This is a genomic window from Nocardia sp. NPDC055029 (assembly GCF_053608525.1).
The window spans coordinates 55,961-80,153 of record NZ_JBSGVQ010000015.1; the positions used below are offsets into that span (position 1 = coordinate 55,961).

General features: G+C 68.4%; 22 protein-coding genes. 11 read left to right on the plus strand and 11 right to left on the minus strand.

Going from position 1 to position 24,193, the window contains the following annotated elements; all coding sequences use genetic code 11:
- Positions 1-69: 69 nt before the first annotated feature.
- Complete coding sequence (locus ACWF9G_RS15785; RefSeq protein ID WP_452516015.1) at positions 70-1,572, plus strand: FAD-dependent monooxygenase; 1,503 nt, start codon at positions 70-72, stop codon at positions 1,570-1,572.
- Between the two features lie 40 nt (positions 1,573-1,612).
- On the opposite strand, the gene ACWF9G_RS15790 is transcribed toward ACWF9G_RS15785, so the two are convergent.
- Positions 1,613-2,356: an oxygenase MpaB family protein gene (locus tag ACWF9G_RS15790; RefSeq protein WP_452516016.1), complete on the minus strand. Its 744-nt coding sequence runs from the start codon at positions 2,354-2,356 to the stop codon at positions 1,613-1,615.
- A gap of 177 nt (positions 2,357-2,533) precedes the next feature.
- Between ACWF9G_RS15790 and ACWF9G_RS15795 the strand changes: the two genes are divergently transcribed.
- The 4 genes from ACWF9G_RS15795 to ACWF9G_RS15810 all read left to right on the plus strand — a co-directional run bounded on the left by ACWF9G_RS15795 (position 2,534) and on the right by ACWF9G_RS15810 (position 7,023).
- Positions 2,534-3,394, plus strand: a complete 861-nt coding sequence (locus ACWF9G_RS15795; protein WP_452516017.1) for an oxygenase MpaB family protein — start codon at positions 2,534-2,536, stop codon at positions 3,392-3,394.
- Between the two features lie 98 nt (positions 3,395-3,492).
- Positions 3,493-4,479 (plus strand): AurF N-oxygenase family protein, encoded by a 987-nt coding sequence (locus ACWF9G_RS15800; protein ID WP_452516019.1) that lies wholly within the window; start codon positions 3,493-3,495, stop codon positions 4,477-4,479.
- Positions 4,480-4,570: 91 nt separating this feature from the next.
- Positions 4,571-5,917, plus strand: coding sequence for a lipase family protein (locus tag ACWF9G_RS15805; RefSeq protein WP_452516020.1), 1,347 nt, complete (start codon positions 4,571-4,573; stop codon positions 5,915-5,917).
- Positions 5,918-5,982: 65 nt separating this feature from the next.
- Positions 5,983-7,023 (plus strand): alpha/beta fold hydrolase, encoded by a 1,041-nt coding sequence (locus ACWF9G_RS15810; protein ID WP_452516021.1) that lies wholly within the window; start codon positions 5,983-5,985, stop codon positions 7,021-7,023.
- 71 nt (positions 7,024-7,094) lie between these two features.
- Here the strand turns inward: ACWF9G_RS15810 and fadD5 are convergent, their stop codons facing one another.
- The 3 genes from fadD5 to ACWF9G_RS15825 are packed head-to-tail and all read right to left on the minus strand — an operon-like array spanning position 7,095 to position 10,479.
- Positions 7,095-8,669, minus strand: a complete 1,575-nt coding sequence (gene fadD5 / locus ACWF9G_RS15815; RefSeq protein WP_452516022.1) for a fatty-acid--CoA ligase FadD5 — start codon at positions 8,667-8,669, stop codon at positions 7,095-7,097.
- A gap of 20 nt (positions 8,670-8,689) precedes the next feature.
- Positions 8,690-9,496 carry an enoyl-CoA hydratase-related protein gene (locus ACWF9G_RS15820; protein WP_452516024.1) on the minus strand — a complete coding sequence of 269 codons (807 nt, stop codon included), beginning with the start codon at positions 9,494-9,496 and terminating at the stop codon, positions 8,690-8,692.
- Entirely contained in the window at positions 9,493-10,479 is a 987-nt protein-coding gene (locus tag ACWF9G_RS15825) for an NAD(P)H-dependent flavin oxidoreductase (RefSeq protein WP_378846568.1), read from the minus strand. The genes ACWF9G_RS15820 and ACWF9G_RS15825 overlap by 4 nt, the downstream gene beginning before the upstream one ends.
- A 224-nt stretch (positions 10,480-10,703) precedes the next feature.
- On the opposite strand from ACWF9G_RS15825, the gene ACWF9G_RS15830 reads away from it, so the two are divergent.
- Positions 10,704-12,212 carry an aldehyde dehydrogenase family protein gene (locus ACWF9G_RS15830; protein ID WP_452516025.1) on the plus strand — a complete coding sequence of 503 codons (1,509 nt, stop codon included), beginning with the start codon at positions 10,704-10,706 and terminating at the stop codon, positions 12,210-12,212.
- Positions 12,213-12,249: 37 nt separating this feature from the next.
- A complete protein-coding gene (locus tag ACWF9G_RS15835; RefSeq protein WP_452516026.1) occupies positions 12,250-13,395 on the plus strand; it encodes an acyl-CoA dehydrogenase family protein in 1,146 nt (381 codons plus the stop codon).
- Between the two features lie 60 nt (positions 13,396-13,455).
- Here the strand turns inward: ACWF9G_RS15835 and ACWF9G_RS15840 are convergent, their stop codons facing one another.
- The 3 genes from ACWF9G_RS15840 to ACWF9G_RS15850 all read right to left on the minus strand — a co-directional run bounded on the left by ACWF9G_RS15840 (position 13,456) and on the right by ACWF9G_RS15850 (position 16,947).
- Entirely contained in the window at positions 13,456-14,712 is a 1,257-nt protein-coding gene (locus ACWF9G_RS15840) for a TetR/AcrR family transcriptional regulator (RefSeq protein WP_379310617.1), read from the minus strand.
- Positions 14,713-14,856: 144 nt separating this feature from the next.
- Positions 14,857-16,008, minus strand: a complete 1,152-nt coding sequence (locus ACWF9G_RS15845; RefSeq protein ID WP_452516027.1) for a hypothetical protein — start codon at positions 16,006-16,008, stop codon at positions 14,857-14,859.
- 12 nt (positions 16,009-16,020) lie between these two features.
- Positions 16,021-16,947: a metal-dependent hydrolase gene (locus ACWF9G_RS15850; RefSeq protein ID WP_379310619.1), complete on the minus strand. Its 927-nt coding sequence runs from the start codon at positions 16,945-16,947 to the stop codon at positions 16,021-16,023.
- 130 nt (positions 16,948-17,077) lie between these two features.
- Here ACWF9G_RS15850 and ACWF9G_RS15855 point away from each other — a divergent pair, with 130 nt between their 5' ends.
- Positions 17,078-17,701, plus strand: a complete 624-nt coding sequence (locus ACWF9G_RS15855) for a TetR/AcrR family transcriptional regulator (RefSeq protein ID WP_379310620.1) — start codon at positions 17,078-17,080, stop codon at positions 17,699-17,701.
- On the opposite strand, the gene ACWF9G_RS15860 is transcribed toward ACWF9G_RS15855, so the two are convergent.
- Entirely contained in the window at positions 17,664-18,500 is an 837-nt protein-coding gene (locus ACWF9G_RS15860; protein WP_452516029.1) for an SDR family oxidoreductase, read from the minus strand. The two genes, ACWF9G_RS15855 and ACWF9G_RS15860, sit on opposite strands and share 38 nt — an antisense overlap.
- A 5-nt stretch (positions 18,501-18,505) precedes the next feature.
- On the minus strand, positions 18,506-19,288 hold the full coding sequence (locus ACWF9G_RS15865) for a crotonase/enoyl-CoA hydratase family protein (protein WP_452516099.1): 783 nt from the start codon (positions 19,286-19,288) through the stop codon (positions 18,506-18,508).
- Between the two features lie 237 nt (positions 19,289-19,525).
- On the opposite strand from ACWF9G_RS15865, the gene ACWF9G_RS15870 reads away from it, so the two are divergent.
- The 3 genes from ACWF9G_RS15870 to ACWF9G_RS15880 all read left to right on the plus strand — a co-directional run bounded on the left by ACWF9G_RS15870 (position 19,526) and on the right by ACWF9G_RS15880 (position 22,685).
- Positions 19,526-19,945 (plus strand): YciI family protein, encoded by a 420-nt coding sequence (locus tag ACWF9G_RS15870; RefSeq protein WP_452516031.1) that lies wholly within the window; start codon positions 19,526-19,528, stop codon positions 19,943-19,945.
- A gap of 11 nt (positions 19,946-19,956) precedes the next feature.
- Positions 19,957-21,243, plus strand: a complete 1,287-nt coding sequence (locus ACWF9G_RS15875) for an RNA polymerase sigma factor (RefSeq protein ID WP_452516033.1) — start codon at positions 19,957-19,959, stop codon at positions 21,241-21,243.
- Between the two features lie 86 nt (positions 21,244-21,329).
- Positions 21,330-22,685, plus strand: coding sequence for an MFS transporter (locus ACWF9G_RS15880; protein WP_379310625.1), 1,356 nt, complete (start codon positions 21,330-21,332; stop codon positions 22,683-22,685).
- Between the two features lie 38 nt (positions 22,686-22,723).
- On the opposite strand, the gene ACWF9G_RS15885 is transcribed toward ACWF9G_RS15880, so the two are convergent.
- A complete protein-coding gene (locus ACWF9G_RS15885; protein WP_452516035.1) occupies positions 22,724-23,200 on the minus strand; it encodes a nucleoside deaminase in 477 nt (158 codons plus the stop codon).
- On the minus strand, positions 23,197-24,120 hold the full coding sequence (locus ACWF9G_RS15890; RefSeq protein ID WP_452516100.1) for an ornithine cyclodeaminase family protein: 924 nt from the start codon (positions 24,118-24,120) through the stop codon (positions 23,197-23,199). The genes ACWF9G_RS15885 and ACWF9G_RS15890 overlap by 4 nt, the downstream gene beginning before the upstream one ends.
- Positions 24,121-24,193 lie beyond the last annotated feature (73 nt).

The window sequence follows — 24,193 nt, forward strand, 5'->3', positions numbered from 1 at the left end:
TTGACATGGCTAGCGTCGCCGCCTATCGTCTAAGTCACCACTTGTTGACATAGCGGCGAGGAGTGGGAGATGAACCATGATGTGCCTGTCCTGATCGTCGGAGCCGGACCGACCGGACTCACCGCCGCCGTGGAGCTGTCGCGGCTCGGTATCGGCGTCCGAATCATCGACCGGGCGCCCGAACGTTCACTGACATCCCGCGCACTCGGCGTCCAGGCCCGCACCATCGAACTGCTTCGCGGCCGCGGTGTCGGCGACGAGATGCTGAGGCTGGGCAACCGCGCGAGTGCAACCACGCTGTACTCCGGCGGCAAGAAGCTGGCTGCCATCGAATTGCACCGGATGCCGAGCGAATTCAATTTCGTGCTGCTGTTGGCGCAGTCGGAGACCGAACGACTGCTGACTCAGCAGCTTCGCCGGCAGGGGGTCGAGGTCGAACGCGGGATCGAGATGGTCTCGATGTCCCGGCGGACCGACTGCGTCGATGTGCAACTGGGCAGCGGCGCGGAGACCACCGATGCGGCCACGGCGTCGTATCTGATCGCTGCCGACGGCTCCCACAGCGCGATCCGCAAGCAGCTCGGATTGCCCTTCAAGGGTAGGTCGCTGGCACAGAACTATGTATTGGGTGACCTTCGCCTGGCCGGTGACATCCCGGAGGACCAGCTGTCGGTCTTCTTGGCGCGCAAGGGATTTCTGGCAGTCTTTCCGATGGGCAATGGCCGGTTCCGGTTCATGGCCACCGATCCTGAGGGGGTCACCGGTGATGCCGCCGAGCCCTCGCTGGAGGACATCCAGTCTCTGTACGACCGCACCGTGCCCTTCCCCGCCCGCTTGTGCAACCTGAACTGGAGCTCCCGGTTCAGGATCAACAGCCGCCACATGACAACTCTGCGAGACGGCCGGGTGTTCTTCGGTGGCGACGCTGCCCATGTGCACTCGCCTGCGGGCGGTCAGGGCATGAACGCAGGCATACAGGACATGATCAATCTGTCGTGGAAGCTCGCGATGGTAGTCAAGGGCCAGGCCCGACCGGAGCTGCTCGACACCTACGAGTCCGACCGGCTGCCGGTGATCCACGATCTGGTGCGGATGACGGAACGGGCCACCAGGGTGTTCAACTCCACCAATCCGCTTGTGCACGCAGCCCTGACTCGGTTCGCTCCCGTCCTGCTCGGCAGGCCCGCCGTCCAGAACAAGACGGCGCCGAAACTGGGACAGCTCACCGCGGGATACCGTGGCTGCCCCATTGCCGAGGGCGGCGGACGGATTGGGCAGCTGCGGGCGGGCGACCGGATGCCGGACCTGCGCCTCGACGGGGCGCGCCTGGTCGACATGCTGGACCTGTCCACCCTGACCTTGTTCGTCACGCCGGGCGCAGGACGGATCTCCGACACCTATCGCCCATGGCGGGACATACTCGCGGTGCGGCCGGTGTCGCTACCCGACGAGATGGCGGACGGGTGGCTGCTGGTGCGGCCGGACGGCTATCTCGCGGCGGCCGGAAGTTCGGGTGACGCGCGGAGGCTCACCGGCTGGCTTGATAGGTGGCTCATTCGAACAGCTAGCTGAGCGCCGCGCGCGGCCGGATCGGCCTACCCTGCGGCCCCGGTCATCGCACGGTCCGGGCACGGGCCTGCGACACGTAGCGAATTCGCCTGGGCGCGATCGTGAATCCGGTGCGCGCGGTGAGCGCGACGGCGCGCAGTGCGGTGGTATCGGCCGGCGCGGGCCGGATACCGAACAGCGTGCGCGCCCGTGGATGCTGCATCGCCCGGGCGGCGCCGGCGGGCAGGTGCCGGACGATCCAGGCATCGGGGCGCAGGACCTGATCGCGGAATTCGTGCGCGGCGGGGCTGATTCGCAGCTGGGTCGCGCAGGCGTCGGTGAAGTACTCGGTGAACTCCGGCCGGGTCAGGGGGAGCAGCCGATCGCTGACACCGTAGGTCCGGTACCAGGCACGGGTCTCCCGGTAGAGCTGGTCGCGGTCGTCCACGGCGAGCGCGGGGCCGAACAGGTCGGCGGCGGTCATCAGCGTCTCGACGTAGGTGGCGTGCTGGAACAGGAACACGTCGGGATGTAGGGCGTGGTAGCGGTGTCCGTGGTCGTCGACGCCCTTCACGTGCTCGTGGGCGAAGCGGATCACCGAGTCCGCCGCCCGGCCCGTGTGCGCCAGATAGATCATCTGCGAGACGGTGCGTTTCTTGTGTTCCCACAGTCGATTCGGCGCGTGCTCGCGCAGCGCGGTCGCGATGACGGGGTGCAGTACCTGCAGTCCGACCGCGCGCGGCAGTGTCAACAGGAATCGCCGGTCGCCGAGGTGGCGCCGCAGTAGTGGTCCGGCCTGCTCGGTCATGGATGCCCCCTCCGTTGTGATCCGAGCAGTAAGTTACTCTGCATTCCGGCTATCTGACAGTAGTCCAACTGGGAAAACGCCATCTATGTGACATGCGATTCTCGAATGGCCTTGCGTGAGTGGCCAGGCGAATGAGAGTCTGAATGAGGAAATCTCTCACTCTCCTGGAGGTTGGTCGTGTCACAGCCCCGCGCGGCAGCGCAGCCGCAGCATCCCGTCGACGACAACGCCGAGCGCAGGCATCGCTACCTCACCGGCGCCGGTGCGATCCTCGGCGGACCCGCCAATGTCGTGATGCAGCTGAGCCTGCTTCCGGTCGGGCGGGGCGTGGTGGAGAGCACGGTCGAATCCGGGAGCTACGCGACGAATCCGGGCAAGCGCGCCAAGACGACGCTGACCTATCTCGCGGTGGCGATGCTCGGCACCGACGAGGACCGGGCCGTGTTCCGCGAGGCGGTCGGGACCTCGCATCGGCAGGTGCGCAACCGGCCCGGTGGGCCGGTGAAGTACAACGCCTTCGATCCACGCCTGCAGCTGTGGGTGGCCGCGTGCATCTACCGCGGTACCCGCGACAGTCTCGAGCTGCTGTTCGGCGAGCTGGACGAGACCTTCGCCGACGAGCTGTATCAGGACTCGGCGCGGTTCGGCACGACGCTGCAGATGCCCGCGGAGCTGTGGCCCGCCGACCGGGCGGCGTTCGACCGCTACTGGGACTCGATGCTCGATGAGCTCGCCCTCGATGCCGAGGTCCGCGGCTATCTGCTCGAGCATGTCGTTGACCTCGGGCCGCAGCCCTGGATCATCCGGATCGCCGGGCGGCGGATCAACCGGTTCTTCGTCACCGGATTTCTCCCGCAGCGGTTCCGTGACAGCCTCGGATTGGCCTGGAGTCCGCGTCGGCAGCGTGCGTTCGAGCTGGTCATGCGTGGTTTCGGGCGCGTGTTCACGGTGCTGCCGCCGGGTGCGCGTCATCAGCCGTTCCCGCGCCTGCTCGTCGATATGCGCAAGCGCCGGGCGGCGGGGAAATCGCTCGTCTAGCGAGATGGCAAGGTAGGTGTAACGCAAAGTAGCGCCAACTCTTGTATGGTACTGCCGGTATCACTAAACTGGAGGCAGCATCTACTGAGGAGACATCGATGACGCTGTCCACCGCCGCCAAGCGTCCGGGTGAGCCCGGATACCACGAGATTCTGCGCAGTCTGTCCGAGGGATCCGTGACCAAACACTTCGACCCGTATGTCGACATCGACTGGGATTCGCCGGAGTTCGCCGTGCATTCCGACGATCCGCGCTGGATCATGCCCGACGAGGACCCGCTGGGCCGCCACCCCTGGTACAAGGCGCAGCCGGTCGAGAAGCAGATCGCCATGGGCATGTGGCGCCAGGCCGGGATCGCCAAGGTCGGCCTGGATTTCGAGCAGCTGCTGATCCGTGGGCTGATGCAGTATCTGATCTCGGTACCCAACGGCGATCCGGAGTTCCGCTACGTCACCCACGAGGCTGCCGAAGAGTGCAACCACACGATGATGTTCCAGGAGATGATCAACCGGATCGGCTACCGCGATGTGATCGGCATGGGATCGATCGACCGCAAGCTGACGATGGCCATCTGGCCCGCGGTGAAGTACTTCCCCGAGCTGTTCTTCACGATGATCCTGGGCGGCGAGGAGCCGATCGATCACCTGCAGAAGTCGCTGCTGCGCGGCGGGGTGGACATGCATCCGATGGTGCATCGGGTGATGCAGATCCATGTGGCCGAGGAAGCGCGGCATATCTCCTTCGCGCACGAGTACCTGCGCAAGAACGTGCCGTCGATGAACCCGATCACGAAAACCGTGCTGTCGGTGGCCTTCCCGATCGCCATGCGCGTGATGCTCGACATGATCGCGACGCCGCCGAAGCAGTTCGTGGAGAAGTTCGGCATCCCGGACGAGGTGATGCGGGAGGCCTACTGGGGCAGCCCGGCGTCGCAGGCAACCAAGCGTGACGTGTTCGCCGATGTGCGGGCGCTGGTGGAGGGCACCGGAATGATGAACCCGCTCGCCAAGCTCACCTGGCGCCTGCTCGGCATCGACGGCCCGGCCTCGCGCTATCGCAGCGAGCCCGCCCGCAGAGCCGCCTGACCGGCACCGATCCGCCCCGACGGGCCGGTCATCGCGACCGGCCCGTTTTCCCTGTCCCGCATACCCGCGTGCCATCCCCTGGAGTACAACGTTGACTGCCGACCATGCCCGCTCGCGCACCGAGAGCTGGCCCGCGCCCGCCTTCGCGACGCTGCCCGACAACGACCCGTTCTATCGACCGCGGGCCGGATTCGAGCAGCTCGCCGAGGGCACGGTCCTGCGGTGGCGTCCGGTCGAACTGGCCGCCTTCGGCAGGATCCCGCTGAAGGTGACCGCGTGGCAGTTGCTGTACCGCACGACCGACCTCGACGGGAAGCCCGACGCCTCGGTCACGACCGTGCTCGCGCCCGCGGACGTGGGTCCGGAGACGCCGCTGCTGTCGTTCCAATGCGCCATCGACGCCGTGTCCTCGCGCGGGTTCCCGTCCTATGCGCTGCAGAAGGGCTCGCGCGCGATCGGCACCTTCGCCCACGTCGAACTGCTGTGCTTCGTCGACGCGCTGACCAGGGGCTGGGCCATCTCCATCCCGGATCACGAGGGCATGCTCGGCGCGTGGGGCGCCCCGCGCGAACCCGGCTATCGCGCCCTCGACGGAATCCGGGCCGCGCTGGCGTTCGAGCCGCTCGGTCTCGATCCGCAGGCTCCGATCGGGCTGTGGGGCTACTCCGGTGGTGGCCTCGCGACCTCGTGGGCCGCCGAGATGGCGCCTGCCTACGCCCCCGAACTCGACATCGCCGGTGCGGTGCTCGGCTCGCCGGTCGGTGACCTGGTGTCCACGTTCCACCGGCTCAACGGCAGCCTGCACGCCGGGCTGCCGACCCTGGTCGTTGCCGCGTTGCGCCGGGTGTATCCCGCGTTCGACGCCGTCATCGAGAGCGTGGTCGACGAAGCGGGTCAGGCCGTGCTCGACAAGGCCGCACGCTCGACCACGGGCGCGGCGGTCCTGCGGCTGGCGCGCTACGACGTCGACCGGCACACCTCCGTCCCGCTCGCCGAGCTGCTCGCTCTCGCGGACATGGCCGCCCTGTTCGCCGACGCCGAGCTGGGTACCAGGGCACCGGCCGTGCCGCTGCTGGTTGTGCAGGCCGTGCACGACCAGATCATCGCGACCGCCGATATCGACGCGCTGGTCGACCGCTATCGCGGGCACGGCGCGCACGTCACCTACCTGCGTGACCGTCTCAGCGAGCACATCACGCTGCTCGCGATGTCGACGCCGCTGAGCCTGAACTGGCTGGCCGACCGGTTCGCCGGCGAGACCGTGACGCCGTCGCAGACACAGACCGTGTGGAGCGTGCTCGGTCTGCCGGCGGGCCGCCGCGGCCTGGCCGGTCTCGTCCGCGCCGCCGCGCAGGTGCTCTTCGCGCGGCCGCTGACCGGCTCCGCGGCCCGGTCCTACCGCAGCGGGCAGGCCGACGCCGCCCGCCGCGCGGCCTGACGACTCGAACTGGTGAGGAACTGCCGTCCGGCAGCCGTGGTGAGGTAAAGGGGAATGTGTTGGTGATGGGGATCGTTGCCGACGCACAGCGTGCGGTCCGCAATGTGTGGTCGGTGTCGTTCGGCGGTGGGCTCGAGTCGTCGCGGCCCGCGCCGTCGACGACCGTCTACGAGGGCAAGCATCGGCACCTGAAGCGGTACGACCGCACGACGCAGGCGACCGGGAATCCGGTCCTGCTCGTGCCGCCGCTGGCCGTGACACCGGCCTGTTTCGACCTGCGGCCGGGACAGAGCCTCGTGCGCTTCCTGCTCGACCAGGGCAGGCAGCCCTATGTCGTCGACTACGGCCGATTCGGTTACGCCGACCGCGATCTCGGGCTCGAGGACTGGACCCACGACATCCTGCCCGAGGCCATCCTGCGGGTCGCGCACGAGCACGACGGGCCGATCGACATCATCGGCTGGTCCCTCGGCGGCGCGATGGCCCTGCTCACCTCGGCCGCCCACCCCGACCTGCCGATCGCCTCGATCGCCGGCCTGGCCACCCCGATCGACCAGGCAAGGACCCCGCTGCTGCAGCCGCTGCGCCTGGCGGGCCGGATCACCGGGGGCCGGGGGATGGCGCTGGCGACCCGGCTCATGGGCGGCATCCCGCAAGAGTTCGTCCAGCTGGGTTTCCGGTTGCAGGCCTTCGACCGGGAACTCGCCCGGCCGATGTTCCTGGCCCGCAACGCCTTGGATACCGAGGCTCTGGCCCGGATGGAGGCGACAGACCGCTTCATGTCCAGCATGCCGGGCTATCCCGGCCGCTCGTTCTGGCAGATCTATCGCAGCCTGGTTGTGCGTAACGAGCTCGCGAGCGGCTCGATCCGGGTGCGCTCCGACCTGGTGATCGAGCTGGCCAAGGTGACCTGCCGGGTGCTGTTGGTCGGTAGTCGCACCGACATGGTGGTGCCCGCCACCGCCGTGCGGCGCGGGCTCGAGATCCTGCCGAACGCCGCCGAAACCCGCTTCGTGGATGTCCCCGGCGGCCACCTCGGCCTGCTCGCCGGCCCGGCCGCCGCCGACACCACCTGGCCTGCGATCGAGGACTTCCTCGGCAGCTGACCAGGTCCACCCAGCCGAAAGGTCCCGGCGACGCGGGGAGTGGCGTCACCGGGACCGTGTCATCGGCTCGCTCAGCTGCCGGCGACGGGCACCGAACCGTGCAGCCTGCGCAGTTCGTGCTTGACCACCTTGCCGCCGGCATTGCGCGGCAGGGTGTCCACCACGACGAGGTCCTTCGGGTGCTTGTAGCGGGCCAGGTGGGCGTTGAGGTGCGCTTCGAGATCGGCGAGGCTGATCGCGTCGGCGTCCTCGACGGCGACGATCGCCACCGGCACCTCGCCCCACTTGTCGTCGGCCCGGCCGATCACTGCCGCCTCGCGGATGCGGGGATGGCTGAAGAGCACGTTCTCGACCTCGGCGCAGTAGATGTTCTCGCCGCCGGAGATGATCATGTCCTTCTTCCGGTCGACGACGTAGACGAACCCCTCGTCGTCCCGGCGGACCAGATCTCCGGAGTGGAACCAGCCGCCGGCGAACGCGTCGGCGGTGGCGCGCGGGTTGTTCCAGTACTCGCGCATCAATGTCGGTCCGCGATAGACGATTTCGCCGATCTCGCCCGGGGCGACATCGTTCATCTCGTCGTCGACGATCCGGGTGGCGATGGTCGGGATCGGCTTGCCGACCGAACCCAGCTTGCGGATCGCGTCCTCGCCGTCGAGCACACAGGTGATCGGCGACATCTCGGTCTGGCCGAAGACCGCCACGTTGAGGGCGTCGGGGAAGGTCTCGGCCATGGCGCGCAGCACCGTGTCCGAGGCGGGCGCGGCGCCCCAGCTGATCACCCGCAGGCGCAGATCACGCTGCGGCACCGAGGGATCGGCGCAGACGATCTGCCATTGGGCAGGCACCAGGAACACCGAGGTGGCGCGTTCGCGCTCCCACGCGTCGAGGACCTCGGTGGCGTCGAACGCCTTGAGCGGATGGATCACCGTCAGCGCGCCGAGCACGAAACAGGAGGCGATGGAACCCAATCCGGCGATGTGGAACAGCGGTGACGCGCAGAAGGCGATGTCGTCGGCGCTGTAGCGCATCGCCCGGATGCAGGTCAGCGCCTGGGAGTTCATGTTGAGGTGGGTCAGCACCGCGCCCTTGGGGTTTCCGGTCGTGCCGGAGGTGTACATGATCAGGGCGGCGGTGTCCTCGGTGACGTCGAGGGGCTCGTGCGGTTCGCCCTCCTCGGCCAGCAGATCGTCGTAGCCGAGCAGGCCCTCGCACGTTCCCACGCCGACCACGATGCGGGTGTCCAGCCCACCGGTCTGGCCCGCCACCGCGGTGACCAGCGGGGCGAACATCGCCTCGGTGATGATGGCGGTGGCGCCGCTGTCGGTGACCAGGTAGGCGATCTCGGGCGGGGTGAGCCGGAAGTTCACCGGGACCGCGATGGCGCCGAGAGTATTGACGGCGAACACCGATTCGATGTACTCGGTGTTGTTGAGCATCAGGATCAGCACACGATCGCCGGGGCCGATACCGCGCCGGGCGAGGGCGTCGGCGAGCTTGCCGACCCGCTCGTGCAGTTCCCGCCAGCTGGTGGTCTTGCCGAGGTAGCGCAGCGCGGGCGCGTCGGGAATGGTGGTGGCGTGGATCGCGATCTGGTTCATCCAGTGATTGCGTCGCGAGCGCATCGGTTCTACGGCGGTGGACATCGTCGTCTCCTCGAGGGGAACTAGGCCGGGTCGGCGATCGGGCGGGGAGCGCCGGTGAACTGCGGGGCGCGGCGGGTCAACATCGCGGTCATCCCCTCCAGGAAGTCGGCGGAGGTCAGCAGTTCGACCTGCCCGTCCTTCTCCCGTGTGAGCGCGCTGTCGAGTTCGGACAGGGTCGCCGCGTTGATCGCGGCCTTGGTCAGCTGCAGCGCGCGCCGGGGTCCGATCGCGAGCTTGGCGGCGATGGTGTCGACGTGGTCGGTGAGCTCGGCGGCGGGCACGCTCGCGGTGATCAGGCCCGCCGCGGCGGCCTCGGCGGCGGGCAGGCGGCCACCGAGCAGGGCCATCTCCGCGGCCCGCGCGCGTCCCATCGCGGCCGCCACCAGCGCCGTCGCGCCACCGTCGGGCATCAAGCCGATGGAGGTGAACGGCAGCAACAGGTAGGTGCTGTCGGCGGCATAGATGAGATCGGCGGCCAGGGCGATCGAGGCGCCTACACCGGCCGCGGGCCCGTTCACTTGGGCGATCACCGGCAGCGGGGAGTCGACGATCGCGCGGATCACGCCGTTGGCGGTGTCCATCACCAGCTCCGGCGTCGCCTCGTTGCCGCCCGCGGCGGCCGCGGCGGCGAGGTCGGCGCCGGTGCAGAAGGCCTTGCCCGCGCCGGTCAGCACGATCACCCGGGTGCTCGGCTCGTCGGCGGCCGCCGTGATCGCCGCGGACAGTTCGGCCATGGTCGCGAGGTCGATCGCGTTCATCCTGGCCTGGCGGTCGATCGTGATGCGCAGGACGCCGTGTTCGGCGTCGACGTGCAGGCTCTCGCTCATCGCGCCACCGCCTCGACGATCGTGCCCGCCAGCCGGCCCGCGATGAGGTCCTCGGCCTCGCGCACGATCCGCGCGACGAGGTCGCCGCAGGTGGGGATGTCGTGGATCAGGCCCTGGCATTGGCCGACGCTCCAGATTCCCGCGTCGACGTCGCCGTCCTCGTAGACCTTGCGCCCCCGCGCACCGGCGACGAGATCACGCACATCGGCGAAGGTGCCGCCGCCGCGCTCGATCTCGACGACCTGGCGGCTGACGGCATTGTCGGCGACCCGGGCGGTGTTGTTCATGGTCCGGAAGATCAGTTTCGTGTCGAGCTCGGTGTTGGCGACGATCTTCTCCTTGACCGAGTGCGCGATCGGCGACTCGACGGTGCACAGGAACCGCGTTCCCATGTTCACCCCGTCCGCACCCAGCGCCATGGCGGCGACCAGGCCGCGGGCGTCGGCGATGCCGCCCGAGGCGATCATCGGGATCTCCAGCTCACGCGCCGCCGCGGGGATCAGCACCAGCCCCGGTGTGTCGTTCTCACCGGGATGACCGGCGCATTCGAAACCGTCGATGCTCACGCCGTCGACGCCGACCTGCTGTGCCTTGAGCGCGTGCTTGACGCTGGTGCACTTGTGCAGCACCTTGATCCCGGCATCCTTGAGAAAGGGCAGGTGGGTGGCCGGATTGCCGCCCGCGATCTCCACGATCGGGACGCCGCCGTCGATGATCGCCTGCCGGTATTCCTCGTAGGGCGGGGGAGTGATGGACGGCAGGATCGTCAGATTCACCCCGAACGGCTTGTCGGTGAGGTCCCTGGTCCTGGCGATCTCCTCCCGCAGCGCCTGCGGCGTCGGCTGGGTCAGGCCCGTGATGATGCCGAGGCCACCCGCCTCCGAGACCGCGGCGGCGAGTTCGGCGCGGCCGACCCACATCATCCCGCCCTGCACGATGGGGTGCTCGACACCGAATGCCTCGGTGAATCGGGTGCGCAGCATCGCGCTCTCCCTCCGGATTCGACGATTCTCGCCGGTCGCGATGAAAACCTGAACGGCTCTTTGCAACCGGCGAGAATCGTGATTAACTTAATGAGAATCACGATTAACTTAGCGGCCTCCGACATACCGTGTCAATAGGTCGTGCGGGCCGCCGGATCCCCGGACGGCACGTGCGGCCGGAGTGTCGCGACACCGCCACCGGGCTACTTGAAGGATGGTCGAGGATGACCGAAACCCCCACTACCGCAACTGTTTCCGTGCCGATGTTGGTGACGACCAACCCGGCGACAGGCGAGCAGGTCGGCAGCTGGCCGATCGACGACGCCGACAGCGTCGGCGCCGCCGTCGCCCTGGCACGACGGGCTGCGGACACCTGGCGGGAACTCGGATTCAAGGATCGCAAACGCGCGCTGCTGCGCTGGGGCGCGCACCTGGTCAACCATGCCGAGGAGTTCTGCGCGCTGATCAGCGCCGAGAACGGCAAGACGGCCGACGACGCCTACCTCGAGGTGATCACCGCCGTCGAACACCTCGCGTGGGCGGCCGAGAACGCGCACAAGGTGCTCGGGCCGAAGAAGGTCTGGCCGGGCCTGATGATGGCCAATCACGAGGCCGTGATCGAGCAGCGCCCACACGGTGTGGTCGGCGTGATCGGCCCGTGGAACTACCCGGTGTACACACCCAACGGCTCGATCGCCTACGCGCTGGCCGCGGGCAACACCGTCGTGTTCAAGCCCAGTGAGCTCACCACCGGCGTCGGCCACTGGTTCGCCGATGCCTTCGCCAAGGCGAACCCCGACCTGCCCGACGGCATCCTCACTGTCGTGACAGGCCCGGGCGACACCGGCCGGGCCCTGGTGGAGTCCGGCGTGGACATGGTGGCCTTCACCGGCTCGACCGCCACCGGCAAGCGGATCATGGCCGCCGCGGCGCAGCGGCTCACCCCGGTGGTGCTCGAATGCGGCGGCAAGGACGCGGCGATCGTGGCCGAGGACGCCGAGGTGGCCGCGGCCGCCGACGCGATCGCCTGGTCGGCGATGGCGAACTCCGGCCAGACCTGTGTGGGTACCGAGCGCTGCTACGTGGTGGCCTCGGTGCTCGACGAGTTCCTGGCCGAGCTCACCAAGCGGGTCGAAGAGCTGACGCCGGGCTCGGGTCCGGACGCCTCCTACGGCCCGATGACACTGCCGAGCCAGGTCGACGTGATCACGAGCCACGTCGAGGACGCGCTGGCCAAGGGCGGCACCGCGCTGGTGGGCGGCCCCGAGTCGATCAAGGCGCCGTTCGTGCGCCCGATCGTGTTGCTCGACGTGCCAGAGGACTCCGCCGCGGTCCGCGAGGAGACCTTCGGTCCCACGCTCACCGTGCGCGCGGTGCGCAATGTCGAGGAGGCGATCGAGCTGGCCAACGCCTCCGAATACGGGCTCGCCTCGTCGGTGTTCTCGCGCAAGCGCGGCATGGAGATCGCCCGCAAGCTGCGTGCCGGTGCGACCTCGGTGAACAGCCCGGCCGCCTACGCGGCCATCCCGGCGCTGCCCTTCGGTGGTGTCGGCGAGTCCGGCATCGGCCGCATCCACGGAGCTGCAGGCCTGCTCGGTTTCACCCGGCCGCATTCGATCGCGCGGCAGCGCTTCGAGATTCCCGGCATGGCCTTGCTGTCGTTCGCCCGTACCGAGTCGACGCTGTCGACGGTGCGCAAGCTCACCGCTTTCCGCTTCGGGCGAGCCAAGTAGACCCAACCATCGATCAGCACGGAAGAAGAGGGACAGTATGGGCGTCGAATTCAGCCCGGAACAAAAGGATTTCGCCGCGGCGGTGGCCGCGTTCGCCAAGCGTGAGGCGGGGACCCGGGAGCAGCGTGACGCGCTGACCGAGCACGACAAGGAACAGCACAACCCCGGCGTGTACGCGAAGATGGCCGAGCTCGGCTGGCTCGGCCTGACGATTCCCGAGGAGTACGGCGGGTCGGCGGCCTCGATGGTCGACATGTGCATTCTGCTCGAGGAGAGCCTGCGCGGGATGCTGCCGATCGGGGCGATCGGGCCGACCCTGATCACCGGTGGCGCCTACGCCAAGTTCGGCACCGAGGCGCAGAAGGACAATGTGCTGCGTGGCATCGTTCGCGGTGCCTCCCAGTCGATCTCGATGTCGGAGCCCGAGGCGGGCTCGGACGTGGGCAACCTGTCGACCAAGGCGGTCAAGACCGCCGACGGCTGGCTGATCAACGGCCAGAAGACCTGGTGTTCCAACGCCCACATCTCCGAGAACATCCTGCTCGTCGCCCGCACCTCGAAGGAGGGCGGAAAGCACGAGGGGCTCACCATGTTCCACGTGCCCGCCGACACCCCCGGCCTGCAGATCACCCCGATCGAGCTGATGGGCAACCAGACCGAGACCAACGATCTGTACTTCACCGATTGCGTGCTGCCCGAGGACGCGGTGGTCGGCGAGGAGGGCAACGGCTGGCGTCAGCTGATGACCGGGCTCAACTTCGAGCGCCTCATCCTGGCCGCGATGAGCCTGGGCGCCGCCGAGCGCGCCTTCGAGGACACCATCGCCTTCGTCACCCAGCGCAAGCAGTTCGGCAGGCCGGTCGGCTCGTTCCAGTCGCTGCGCCACCGCCTGGCCGACCTGGCCACCGAGATCGAATGCACCAAGCTGCTGATCTACAGCGTGGCAAGGGAAGCCGACGCCAACCCGACCAAGGTGCTCGCCAGGGAGGCCTCGATGGCCAAGCTCAAGGCGACCGAGACCAGCAAGCGGGTGGCGCTGGAAGGCATGCAGATGATGGGCGGCTACGGCTACGCCCGCGAGTTCGACATGGAAAAGCATGTCCGCGGGGCCCTGGTCTCCACCATCTTCGGCGGCACCAGCGAAATCCAGCGCGACATCATCGGCCGCACGCTGGGCCTGTAACCCGCTGTCTCGCACCGGCACTCGCTGCCGCTCCACCGGCGGAGCGGCAGCGAGTTGTCGTCAGGCGTGGCCGAACAGGGTGGTGCGGTGGAGGGTGATCACGCGGTTCTGGGGGGCGACGCCCTCGTCGCCGAAGGCGCGGCCGAGGTCGACGACCAGGGCGAAGCCGGCGTGGACGAGGATGCGTGCTTCGGCTTCCGTCAGCTCGGGGCGGACCTGCACGAGGAGTTTGGTCCATTCGGCGATGACCAGTTGCTGGATGTGGTGCAGCGTCACCCGGTCTTCGGCGGCGACATTGCCGAATTCGGCGTAATAGACGTAGGTGAGGGCGCGCTCGGCGAAGGAGCCCTGGACGTACATGTCGATCAGGGACGACAGGGCGTGCGCGGGGGAGGTCGAGGCGGCGACCGTGGGGCCGATCGCGCCGGAGACGATATCGGCCGCGCGGCGGAACGCCGCGGCGAGCAGGTCGCTCTTGCTGCGGTAGTAGCGGTAGACGGCCGAGGCGGTGGCCAGGTCGGCCGCGGAGGCGATGTCCTCGACGCTGACATTCTGGTAGCCGCGTTCATGGAAGAGTTCGACCGACTTCGACAGCAGCACTTCGTGCATGAACGGCGACCCGGTGTCGGGCTCGGCCGGCGGGCGCGCGGGCTCCTGCGCGGGCAGGTCGACATCGATCAGCGCCCGGCAGGTCGAGGCGAGCAGGGGAGTGAGCAGCCTGGTCGGCAGGCTCGCGTGGTGGTCGCCGATGCTGCTGACCACGCTGAACACTGCCACGGAGCGGACGGCGATGTCGTCGCGGGCGAGTCCGGGATGCAGCTCACGGACCAGCCCGCCGAGCAGGCGAACCGCCTCGGCGAATTTGTCGTCGAGGGCCTGCCGGTCGGCCTCGTCGAGATACCGCCGTTCCCAGCGGACCAGCGCGGTGGTCGACCGATTACCGATGGTTTTGGCGATGACGGCGTCGATGACATGGTCGAGGCGTTCCCGCGGCGACCACTCCGCCGCGTCCTCGGGCAGAGTCACCGCCGCCACCGTGACATCGGCGAGCCGGAACAGCTCCTCCCGGAACAACGCGTACTTGCTGCGGTAGTGCCGGTAGAGGGCGGCCGAACTGATCCCGAGCTTGCCCGCGATGTCCTCCATGCTCACACCGTGGTACCCGTGCGCGCCGAACGCGGACGCGGCCTCCGCGGCGATCTGGGCGCGCCGGTTCTTGGGCCGCCGCCGCACGACCTTCTCCGGCGTGGCCGTCTGCGTCCCGGTCTCGGGCGAACTGGTGTCGGCCGTGCGCTCGGTATGGTCGGTGACGCTCATAAGTCGATGGTACGGACCGGTATATATCCGTCGGACCTGTGGTCGGCACACCCACCGGCGCAGGTGGGCGCGGTCCGGCGTGCGCGGGGAACTCGACGGTTCTCGATCTCGGCCGTGGGGCACGGCCGAGATCGAGCGACCGAGCTAGCCGGTTGCCGCCTTGCTCTCCACCTGCGGCTCGTTCTGTTCGGAGACCACACGTGGCACGGTGAACGTGGCGAGGATCGACAGGATCGCGATACCGAAGCAGGCCAGCGTGTACCAGGGATTTCCGAGGGGATCGCCGTTGCTCGTCTCACCGTCGACGGCGTCGAGGAAGGCGGGCAGGGCGGTGATCCAGAGAACGGCCATCACCACGAGATAGACGATGGCGTAGCGCTGGACGAACGGGTTCAGAGAGCGCGGACCCGTCGCGCCACCCTGACGCAGTCGCCGCCACTGGCGAACCATGACGACCGCGGCGACGACCGAGAGCACGACCAGTTCCAGCGCGTAGACCACGCCGCGCACCGTCGTACTGCTCATGCCGAGCACCGTCGCAGGCAGCGGCAGCAGGAAGGTGCCCACCGAGGCCAGCAGACCGATCACCACTGTGCGCCAGACCAATTCGATGCCGGAGAACTCCCGGCCCTGATCGACCTGACGGCCGACGAAGTACTGCACGCAGAACGCCAGCGACATCGGCCACAGCGCGGCGAACACCACCACGCTGCCCACCGGCACCGAGTCGAACATCGGTTGGTTGATCGGATTGTCGACCGACCATTCCCACCACCGCAGCTGCGGACCGAGATGGTCGAAGATCTCGTAGAACGCGTGGTGCACGAAACCCACGCAGGTCGCGCCGACGAGTACGCCGTACTGCCGGAAGATGCCGAGCATCCGGACGATCCCGAACGCCAGCGTGGCCATCAGCGGATAGATCGCCACGATGTAGATCGGCAATCGGCCCCACAGGAAGTCGACGGTGAACACGTTGTGCGCGAACATCGTGTCGACATGGTCCTCGATGCCGAACGCGGCCGGGAAGTACAGCGGCGGCTCGATGACGAACAGGTAGGCGGTCGCGCCGAACCACAGCACCAGATCGGTGGGGTCACCGTGGCGGCGCAGGCGCACGATCGCGTACCAGAGCGCGAGCACCGCGCCGAGCACGATGGTGATCTCGAGAACCGGCAGCGTCCAGTTCTCCAGGGCGAAGGGACTGCGGAACTCGACCAGACCGCCCGCTTCCTCGCAGGAGAAACCGAGCTGGGTGGCGAGCTCGGCGAAGGTGGGTGAACAGTGTTCGGCCATCGGGCGGCCCTCCTACGAACTGACGGAATCGGCGGTGTACCAACGGGTGACGTCGTAGCCCTCGTCATAGCGTCGGAACCACTCGTCGGCCAGTGCAGGCAGGTTCTCGTGCGCGGGATTGTGCCGGGGCATCTGGCTGCGGATGATGCCGCCCAGGGCGACGATCTGCTCACCCAGGCCCAGATCGTCGAACGCGCGCGGCATGGTGCCGTTGTCGGCGGGCCGCAGCCCGGGCAGCAACCGGCGCAGCGTCTGCCCGCGACGGTAGTTCGCGAACATCGACAGCGCGTCGACCTGCCGATCCGCCAGCGGCACATGCTCGTTGAAGCCTTCGCAGGCCACGCGGATCACCTGCAGGACGTGCCGGAAGATCGAGGGCGCGACCCGCATCCGGTACAGCTCGCTGTCGACCACGGAGTTGAAGATGATCAGCGCCGAACTGCGGTGCTCGACCTCCTCGACGAAATGCCAGATGAACAGCGAGGCGACCCGGTCGTCGCCGGGGGCGAACAGGGTCGAGTCGTTGTCGAGCATCAGCTTGAACACCGGCGTGAACGTCGCCTCGAGATCGGCGGTGTAGGCCAGGCGGTACTTGATCGGGGTGCTCGCGGTGAGCTTGTCGAACTCGGCGATCACCGCGTCCAGGGTCTGCTGCAGACCCGGATAGCGCCGGATCAGCGCCTTGACGTGCTGGCGGTGTGCGGTCGAATGCTGGCCCTCCTGACGCATGAACGCGTCGGCTTCCTCGGCCACTTCGGGGTCGGTGATCTGCGGTTTCGCCTGCGTGATCAGCTGCACGATCATCTTCTCGAAGCCGATCGCCAGGAACGAGACGGCATTGGCCATCGAGGAGAACGCCGGGTTCTGTGGATTCCACAGGAACGGCACGTCGTAGTCGGAGAAGGCGAAGTCCATTTTGCGGACATGAAGGTCGGTCACGTGGAGTACCTCGTTGTTCGGGCGTGTGCCTGCCGCTCGGGTGATGAGGTAATCATACGTATGAGCCTTCGAGTGTATGATCACTTTCGCGGAATTCGCCGTGACCTGGGGTTGTGCTAGCGTCCACCCGGTGGCGCGCAGACGTGGATGGGGTGGCAGTCCGCCGGCGGACGATGCGGAGGCCGCGCGCCGGATCATCGCCGCGGCAGTAGATCTCATCGGCCGGACGGGAGCGGAGATCAGCATCGCCGACGTCGCGGAATCGCTCGGTGTCATCCGGCAGACCGTCTACCGGTACTTCCCGAGCGCCGACGCGCTGATGACGGCCGCGGCCATCGCCTCGGTCGACGGTTTCCTCGACCGGCTGACCGCGCACGTTCGCGGGCTCGACGACCCGGCCGACGCGATGATCGAGGCCGTCGTCTACACCCTCACCGAGGTCCGCCAGACCCCGCACCTGGGCATCCTGCTGTCGAGTTCGTACTCGAACCTGCACACCGACAGCCTCACCTCCGACGAGGCGCAGGCCTTCGGCATGACGATGATCCGGCGCTTCGATGTCGACTGGGCGGCTTACGGATACGACGAACCGGCGCTGCGCGGACTCGTCGAATACGCCCTGCGCACCATGCAGTCGTTCTTCCTCTCACCCGGAAATCCGCCGCGCGGCGACGAGGAGCTGCGGCGCTATCTGCGCCGGTGGATGGGGACGGCGATCAGCGCGCAGGCGGAGGCGTCGGCGCAGGGCCGATGAGGTCGTCGAGGGCGGCGTCGATCCCGGGTCCGGCGAGGGTGTGCCGGACGCTGCGCAGAACCAGCCGCCGTGGTCGCGGGCAGTCCGGTGGCGCGGAATCGTTGTCGGTGGGCACAATTCGGGCGGGTGCGCCGAGCCGGTCGCGCACGCGGGTCATCAGTTCGTAGCGGCTCACCGTCTCCGCACCGGCCAGGTGGACCACCCCGGTCTCGTCAGCGAGGTGCTCGAGCATGGGCGCCAGGCTGGGCAGATACAGCGGATTGCACACGATATCGGTGCGCGCCTCGATGGCCGGGGCGGCGAAGCGGGCGAGGAATTTGTCCGAGCGCGGGCTGCGGCCGTAGACCAGCGGGAGCCGGGCGACGAGGTGCCCGTCGCGGGCGAGGACCAGCTGTTCGGCGGAGGACTTGGTGCAGCCGTAGACATTGATCGGGGTGCGCAGCGCGGTTTCGTCGTAGTGGTCGCGCGTGCCGTCGAACACGTTGTCGGTCGACAGGTACACCAGTTTCGCGCCCGCGTCGTCGACGGCGTCGAGCAGCGCCGCCATCGGTGCGACGTTCGCGGCGTAGGCCGCTTCCGGATCCCGTTGGGCGGTAGCCAGATCCACGATCCCGGCGCTGTGGATCACCACGTCGACGCGGTCCGCGACGAGCGCGCGGACCGCATCGGCATCGGCGAGATCCAGGGGGACCAGCCCGTTCCCCGACCTGCTCGTCCCGACGACCTCGTGGCGTCCACCCAGCTGCGCGCGCAGCGCGCTGCCGACGAAACCCGAGGCGCCGAGAATCAGAATCCGCATCGCGGTCAGCGGGCTTGCCAGTTGGGCTTGCGCTTCTCGGCGAAGGCGAGGGTGCCCTCGCGGACATCCTCGGTGCGTGCGACACCCATGATCTCGCGGTTGGTGAGGTCCCAGGCCGCGTCGTCGGCGATCTTGCCGTCGACCAGACCGAGCGCGACCCGCTTGCTCGCCTGCACCGCCAGCGGCGCGTTCGCGGCGATCCGGCCCGCCAGCTCCAAGGCGGCGTCGAGCACCAGATCGGCAGGGACGACCCGGTTGACCAGCCCGAGCTCGAGCGCGCGCGCCGCGGTGATCGGTTCGCCGGTGAGGATCATCTCCATGGCGACCTTGCGCGGCAGCTGCTCGGGCAGCCGGAAGGCGCCGCCGGCGGCCGCGAACAGGCCGCGGGCGACCTCGGGCAGGCCGAACGTGGCGGTCTCGGCGGCGACGGCAAGGTCGCTGGCCAGGACGAGTTCGGTACCACCACCGAGCGCGAAGCCGTTCACCGCGGCGATGGTCGGCTTGCTGATCGGATGACGCACATATCCGGCCAGGTTCCAATCCTCATGTCCCGGAGCAAGAATCCCCTGACCGCGGCCGATCGCCTTGAGGTCGGCACCCGCGCAGAACGCGCGCTCGCCTGCGCCGGTGAGCACGACGGCCCGGATCTGCGCGTCGGTCTCGGCCTGTTCGAGCGCCTCGCCGACACCGGTGCTGACCTCGGCGTCGACCGCGTTCATGGCCTGTGGCCGGTTGATGGTGACGACCAGCACATGCTCGCGTTGCTCGACGAGGACTGCGCTCACGATGGACTCCTTGCCTCTCTGCCCGTCCGCTGTGTCGCGTGACAGGTCCCTCCGACATGTATCACGCCGAGCCGTCGCGGGTACCCGGATCGGGGACTCGCGATCATGCGGTCACCCGGTCGCCGTCGTAGGCTGCGGAAAATAGTCGTGGAAAAGTTTCGATCGGTTGTCGATCGGTGTCGTGGCCCGTTCGACCTAGGGATGAACGAAGGATCCGCACCTACCCCGAGGAGACACACCATGAAGTACATGCTGATCATGCGCGCGACCGACGACGCCTGGGCCAGGGCCACCCAGCTCGACTTCAACGAGGTCCTGGAAACCATGGGCAAGTTCAACGACGAACTGATCCGGGCCGGCGTGCTCGTCGCCGCCGAGGGCCTCGACGATGCCGCCGACACGGTGGTCGTCGACTACGCCTCGGAACCCCCGGTCGTCACCGACGGACCCTATGGCGAGACCAAGGAACTGTTCGGCGGTTACTACATCCTCAATGTCGCCTCCAAGGAGGAGGCGGTGGAATGGGCCAAGCGGATGCCGATGACCGGCCCTGGCATCAAGACCGAGATCCGCCGGGTCCCCAGCATCGATGAATTCCCGCAGGAAAATACCTGGATCATCAAGGAACGCGCCTGGCGCGAGGCCACCGGCCAGCTCTGAGCACGACGACGATGACCCACCACACCGGCCGGGAAGCGGTGGCGGCTGTCTGGCGGATCGAATCGGCCCGGATCGTCGGCGCGCTGGCCCGCTACACCGGCGATTTCGCGATGGCCGAGGATCTCGCGCAGGAGGCGCTGGCCGAGGCCCTGGTGACGTGGCCGCGCGACGGTGTGCCACGGCAACCGGCCGGGTGGTTGCTCACCGTCGGACGGCGCCGCGCGATCGACGCGTTCCGGCGCCGCGCCGCCCTCGACGAGCGGTACGCCACCCTCGCGGGCACTCTCGGCGAGGGTGGCGTGCTGACCGGCGGCGACGCGGCCGACCCGGTGCGGGCGGCAGCGGAGGTCCTGTGGGATCCCGATCAGATCGACGACGACGTGCTCGCCCTGATGTTCATCTCCTGTCATCCGGTGCTGTCGCGGGAAGCCCGGCTGGCCTTGACATTGCGCGTGGTCGGCGGCCTGACCAGCGACGAGATCGCCAAGGCCTGCCTGGTGCCGACCGCGACCGTGCAGGCCAGGATCACCAGGGCGAAGAAGACGCTCGGCGCGGCGCAGGTCGCGTTCGAGGTGCCGCCCGCGGCCGAACGTCGCGCCCGGCTGGGATCGGTACTCGGGGTGATCTACCTGATCTTCACCGAGGGGTCATCGGCCAGCACGGGCGGCGATCTCATCCGGTTCGACCTCGCCGGTGAAGCACTGCGGCTCGCGCGGGTGCTGGCCCGGCTGATGCCGGACGAAGCCGAGGTGTACGGGCTGCTGGCGCTGCTCGAACTGACCGCGGCGCGGTTTCCCGCCCGAACCGGCCCCGACGGGCAGCCGGTGCTGCTCGAACAGCAGGATCGGCGCCGCTGGGACCGTTCCGCGATCCGGCGTGGCCGGGCCGCGCTGGCCAAGGCCGCCGCGGTGGGCAATGGGCTCGGCGCGTACGGCCTGCAAGCCGCGATCGCCGAATGTCATGCTGTCGCACCGTCGGTCGAGGCGACGAACTGGGAGCGGGTGGTGCTGCTCTACGAGGCGCTGGGCAGGCTCGCGCCGTCGCCGGTGGTGGAGCTGAACCGGGCGGTGGCGGTCTCGATGGCGGACGGGCCCGCCGCCGCGCTGCCCATCGTCGACGAACTGGCCGCCGATGGGGCGCTGGCGAATTCGCATCTGCTGCCGAGTGTGCGCGGCGAACTTCTCACGCGGCTCGGCCGCACCGACGAGGCGCGTGCCGCGCTCGCCGAGGCGGTGCGGCTCTGCGGCAACGAACGGGAAAAGTCCGTTCTCGCAGGCAAACTGTCGGCTCTCGCCTGATCTCAGGGCATTCTTCGCGTAGTCGTAACGTTTGCCCGGCGAAATTGCCGGGTAGTCCGAGGGGGCGACGACGAGAGGTTTTGCGGATGTCACAGGAATCGAAATCGGTGCTGCATCGTGCCATCGGTGCATCGGCGATCGGAAATGCGGTCGAATGGTTCGACTACGGCGTCTACGCCTACTTGGCGACGTATATCGCCGCGTCGTTGTTTCCCGGCGACGGGACGGGATCGAGCGTGGTCTACACCCTGCTCGGATTCGCGGTGTCGTTTCTGATCAGGCCCATCGGCGGCATGATCTGGGGGCCGCTGGGCGATCGGATCGGCCGTAAACGCGTGCTCGCCACCACCATCGTCCTGATGGCGGCCTCGACCCTCGCGGTCGGCTTGATCCCCAGCTACGAGGCCATCGGCATCGCCGCCCCGATCCTGCTCTACCTGCTGCGCATGGTCCAGGGATTGTCCGCAGGCGGCGAATACGGCGGTGCCGCGACATTCATGGCCGAATACGCGCCCGACCGCAAACGCGGTTTCTACGGCAGTTTTCTCGAAGTCGGCACCCTCGCCGGATTCACGCTCGGCAATCTTGTCGCCCTGTTGCTGGTGAATATTCTCGACGCTACGGCGATGGAATCGTGGGGCTGGCGGTTGCCGTTCCTGATCGCGGCGCCACTGGGTCTGATCGGTATGTATCTACGGAATCGGGTGGAGGACACGCCGGTATTCCGCGAGGTCGAGAGCAAGGACGAAACCGAGGAAGTGACCGGTGTCTACCGCGATCTGGTGACGAAATACCTGCGTCCCGTTCTGACCCTGTTCGGCCTGGTGATCGCGCTGAATGTGGTGAACTATTCGCTGCTCAGCTACACGCCGACCTATCTGGGGACGACGCTGGGCATGGAGGAATCCGATGCGCTGCTGGTCCCGTTGATCGGTCAGATCGCCATGCTGGTGACCTTGCCGTTCCTCGGCGCGCTCTCCGACCGGGTGGGCCGCAGGCCGATGTGGATGTTCTCGTGCGCGGCGCTGATGATCATGGTCATCCCGGTGTACAAGCTGATCGGCAGCTCGCTGACCGGCGCCATCGCCGGCTTCGCGATCCTCGGCCTGCTCTACGCGCCGCAGCTGGCGACCATCTCGGCGACCTTCCCGGCCATGTTCCCCACGATCGTGCGCTTCGCCGGCGTGGCGATCGGCTACAACGTGGCGACCTCGCTGTTCGGTGGTACCGCGCCGGTGGTCAACCAGGCGCTCATCGAGGCCACCGGCGATCACCTGTTCCCGGCGTACTACATGTTCGGCGCCTGTCTGGTCGGCCTGATCGCCGCCTATTTCCTCATCGAGACCAAGGGCGTCTCGCTGCGCGGCACTCAGGTGCCCGGCACGCCCGAGGCGATCGAGGAACAGCGCGACCTGGGCGGAGAGTCCGTTCCGGTCCGGTGATCGGTGCCGGTCGCCGTGGTGGCGACCGGCACTCCGGGTCAGCTCGCCGCGGCGGCGCGGAAGACGTCCAGGGCTTCCTCGCCCAGATGTGGTCCACTGACCTCGACCGCCACGTTGGCGGTGGCGACCAGGTCGGCGCAGGTCAGCGCGAAAGCTGGCTTGCCGGGCAGGATCTGCCCGAATTCGGCGGCCGCCGCGGCGAAGACGATCCGCCCGACTCGCGCCCACACCATGGCGGCGGCGCACATCGGGCACGGCTCGCCGCTCGCGTACACGGTCGAGCCGCGCAACGCCTCGGCGTGTCCCGCCGCGGTGGCGGTGGTGATCGCGACCAGTTCGGCATGGGTGGTGACGTCGCCGCTGGTGCTCACCGCGTTCGCGCCCTCGGCGAGCACGCGGCCGTCACTGTCGACGGCGACCGCCCCGAAGGGCCGGTCACCGCGCGCCGATGCCTGACCGGCGAGGTCGATGGCGCGACGCAGGTGGGTGATGTCGATCTCGGTGAGTGCGGTCATGTCGCGAGGTCCACTTCCGTTCCGATGCCGTTGGCGCGAGCCCTGTCGATGAGCAAGCGGGCGGCGGCCAGATCCTGCAGGCCGATGCCGACCGAGTTGAACAGGGTGATGTCGCCGTCGCCGACACGACCGGGGGTCCGGCCCGCGATGACCTCACCCAGCTCGGTGCTCACCGCCGCCTCGGTGATCGCGCCCTCGGCGAGGGCGAGCAGCGTGTCACCGGACTTGGTGAGCGTGGTACCGACCGAGTCTACGACGACGCTCGCGCGGCGCATCGCTTCGCCGTCGACCTCGCGGTGGTCGGCGCGCGGGGGTGCGCCGACCGCGTTGACGTGCAGGCCGGCGCCGAACCACGCGCCCCGCACGATCGGTTCCCGTGACGGAGTGAGCGTGCACAGGATGTCGGCGGCGCGGGTCACCGCCTCCGGTCCGGCCATCGCCCGCACCTCGAGACCGAGATCGGCGACGGCGGTGCGGAACCGCTCGATCGTCTCCGCCGAGCGCGACCAGACCAGCACGGCATTCAGGTCGCGGACCAGGGCGATCGCGCGGGTGTGTTCGACGGCGAGACCTCCCGCGCCGACCAGTCCCAGGACCGAACTATTCTGCCGTGCGAGGTGTTTCGTCGCGACCGCGCTGGCGGCCGCCGTGCGCACGGCGGTGACCAGCCGTCCATCGATCAGTGCCTCACAGCTGCCGTCGGCCGCGGAAGTCACCACGATCACCGACCGCTGTACAGGGAGCCCGCGGTCTCGGTTGGCGGGCAGGTCGGCGAGCAGTTTCACCGCGGCCGCCCCGGCGGATTCGGCGGCGGCGACCATCGGCACGAAGGCCGCGCCACCGAGCGTCATCGCCGGTGGCGCCGGGACGAACGCGGTGCCGAGCGCGAGGTCGGTGTGGGCCCGCTCGACCGCGGCCAGTACTTGGCGGAGTAGACCTCACCGAACATGAAGAAGTTCTTGCGGCCGCGCTGGGCGGCGTACTGGTCGAGGG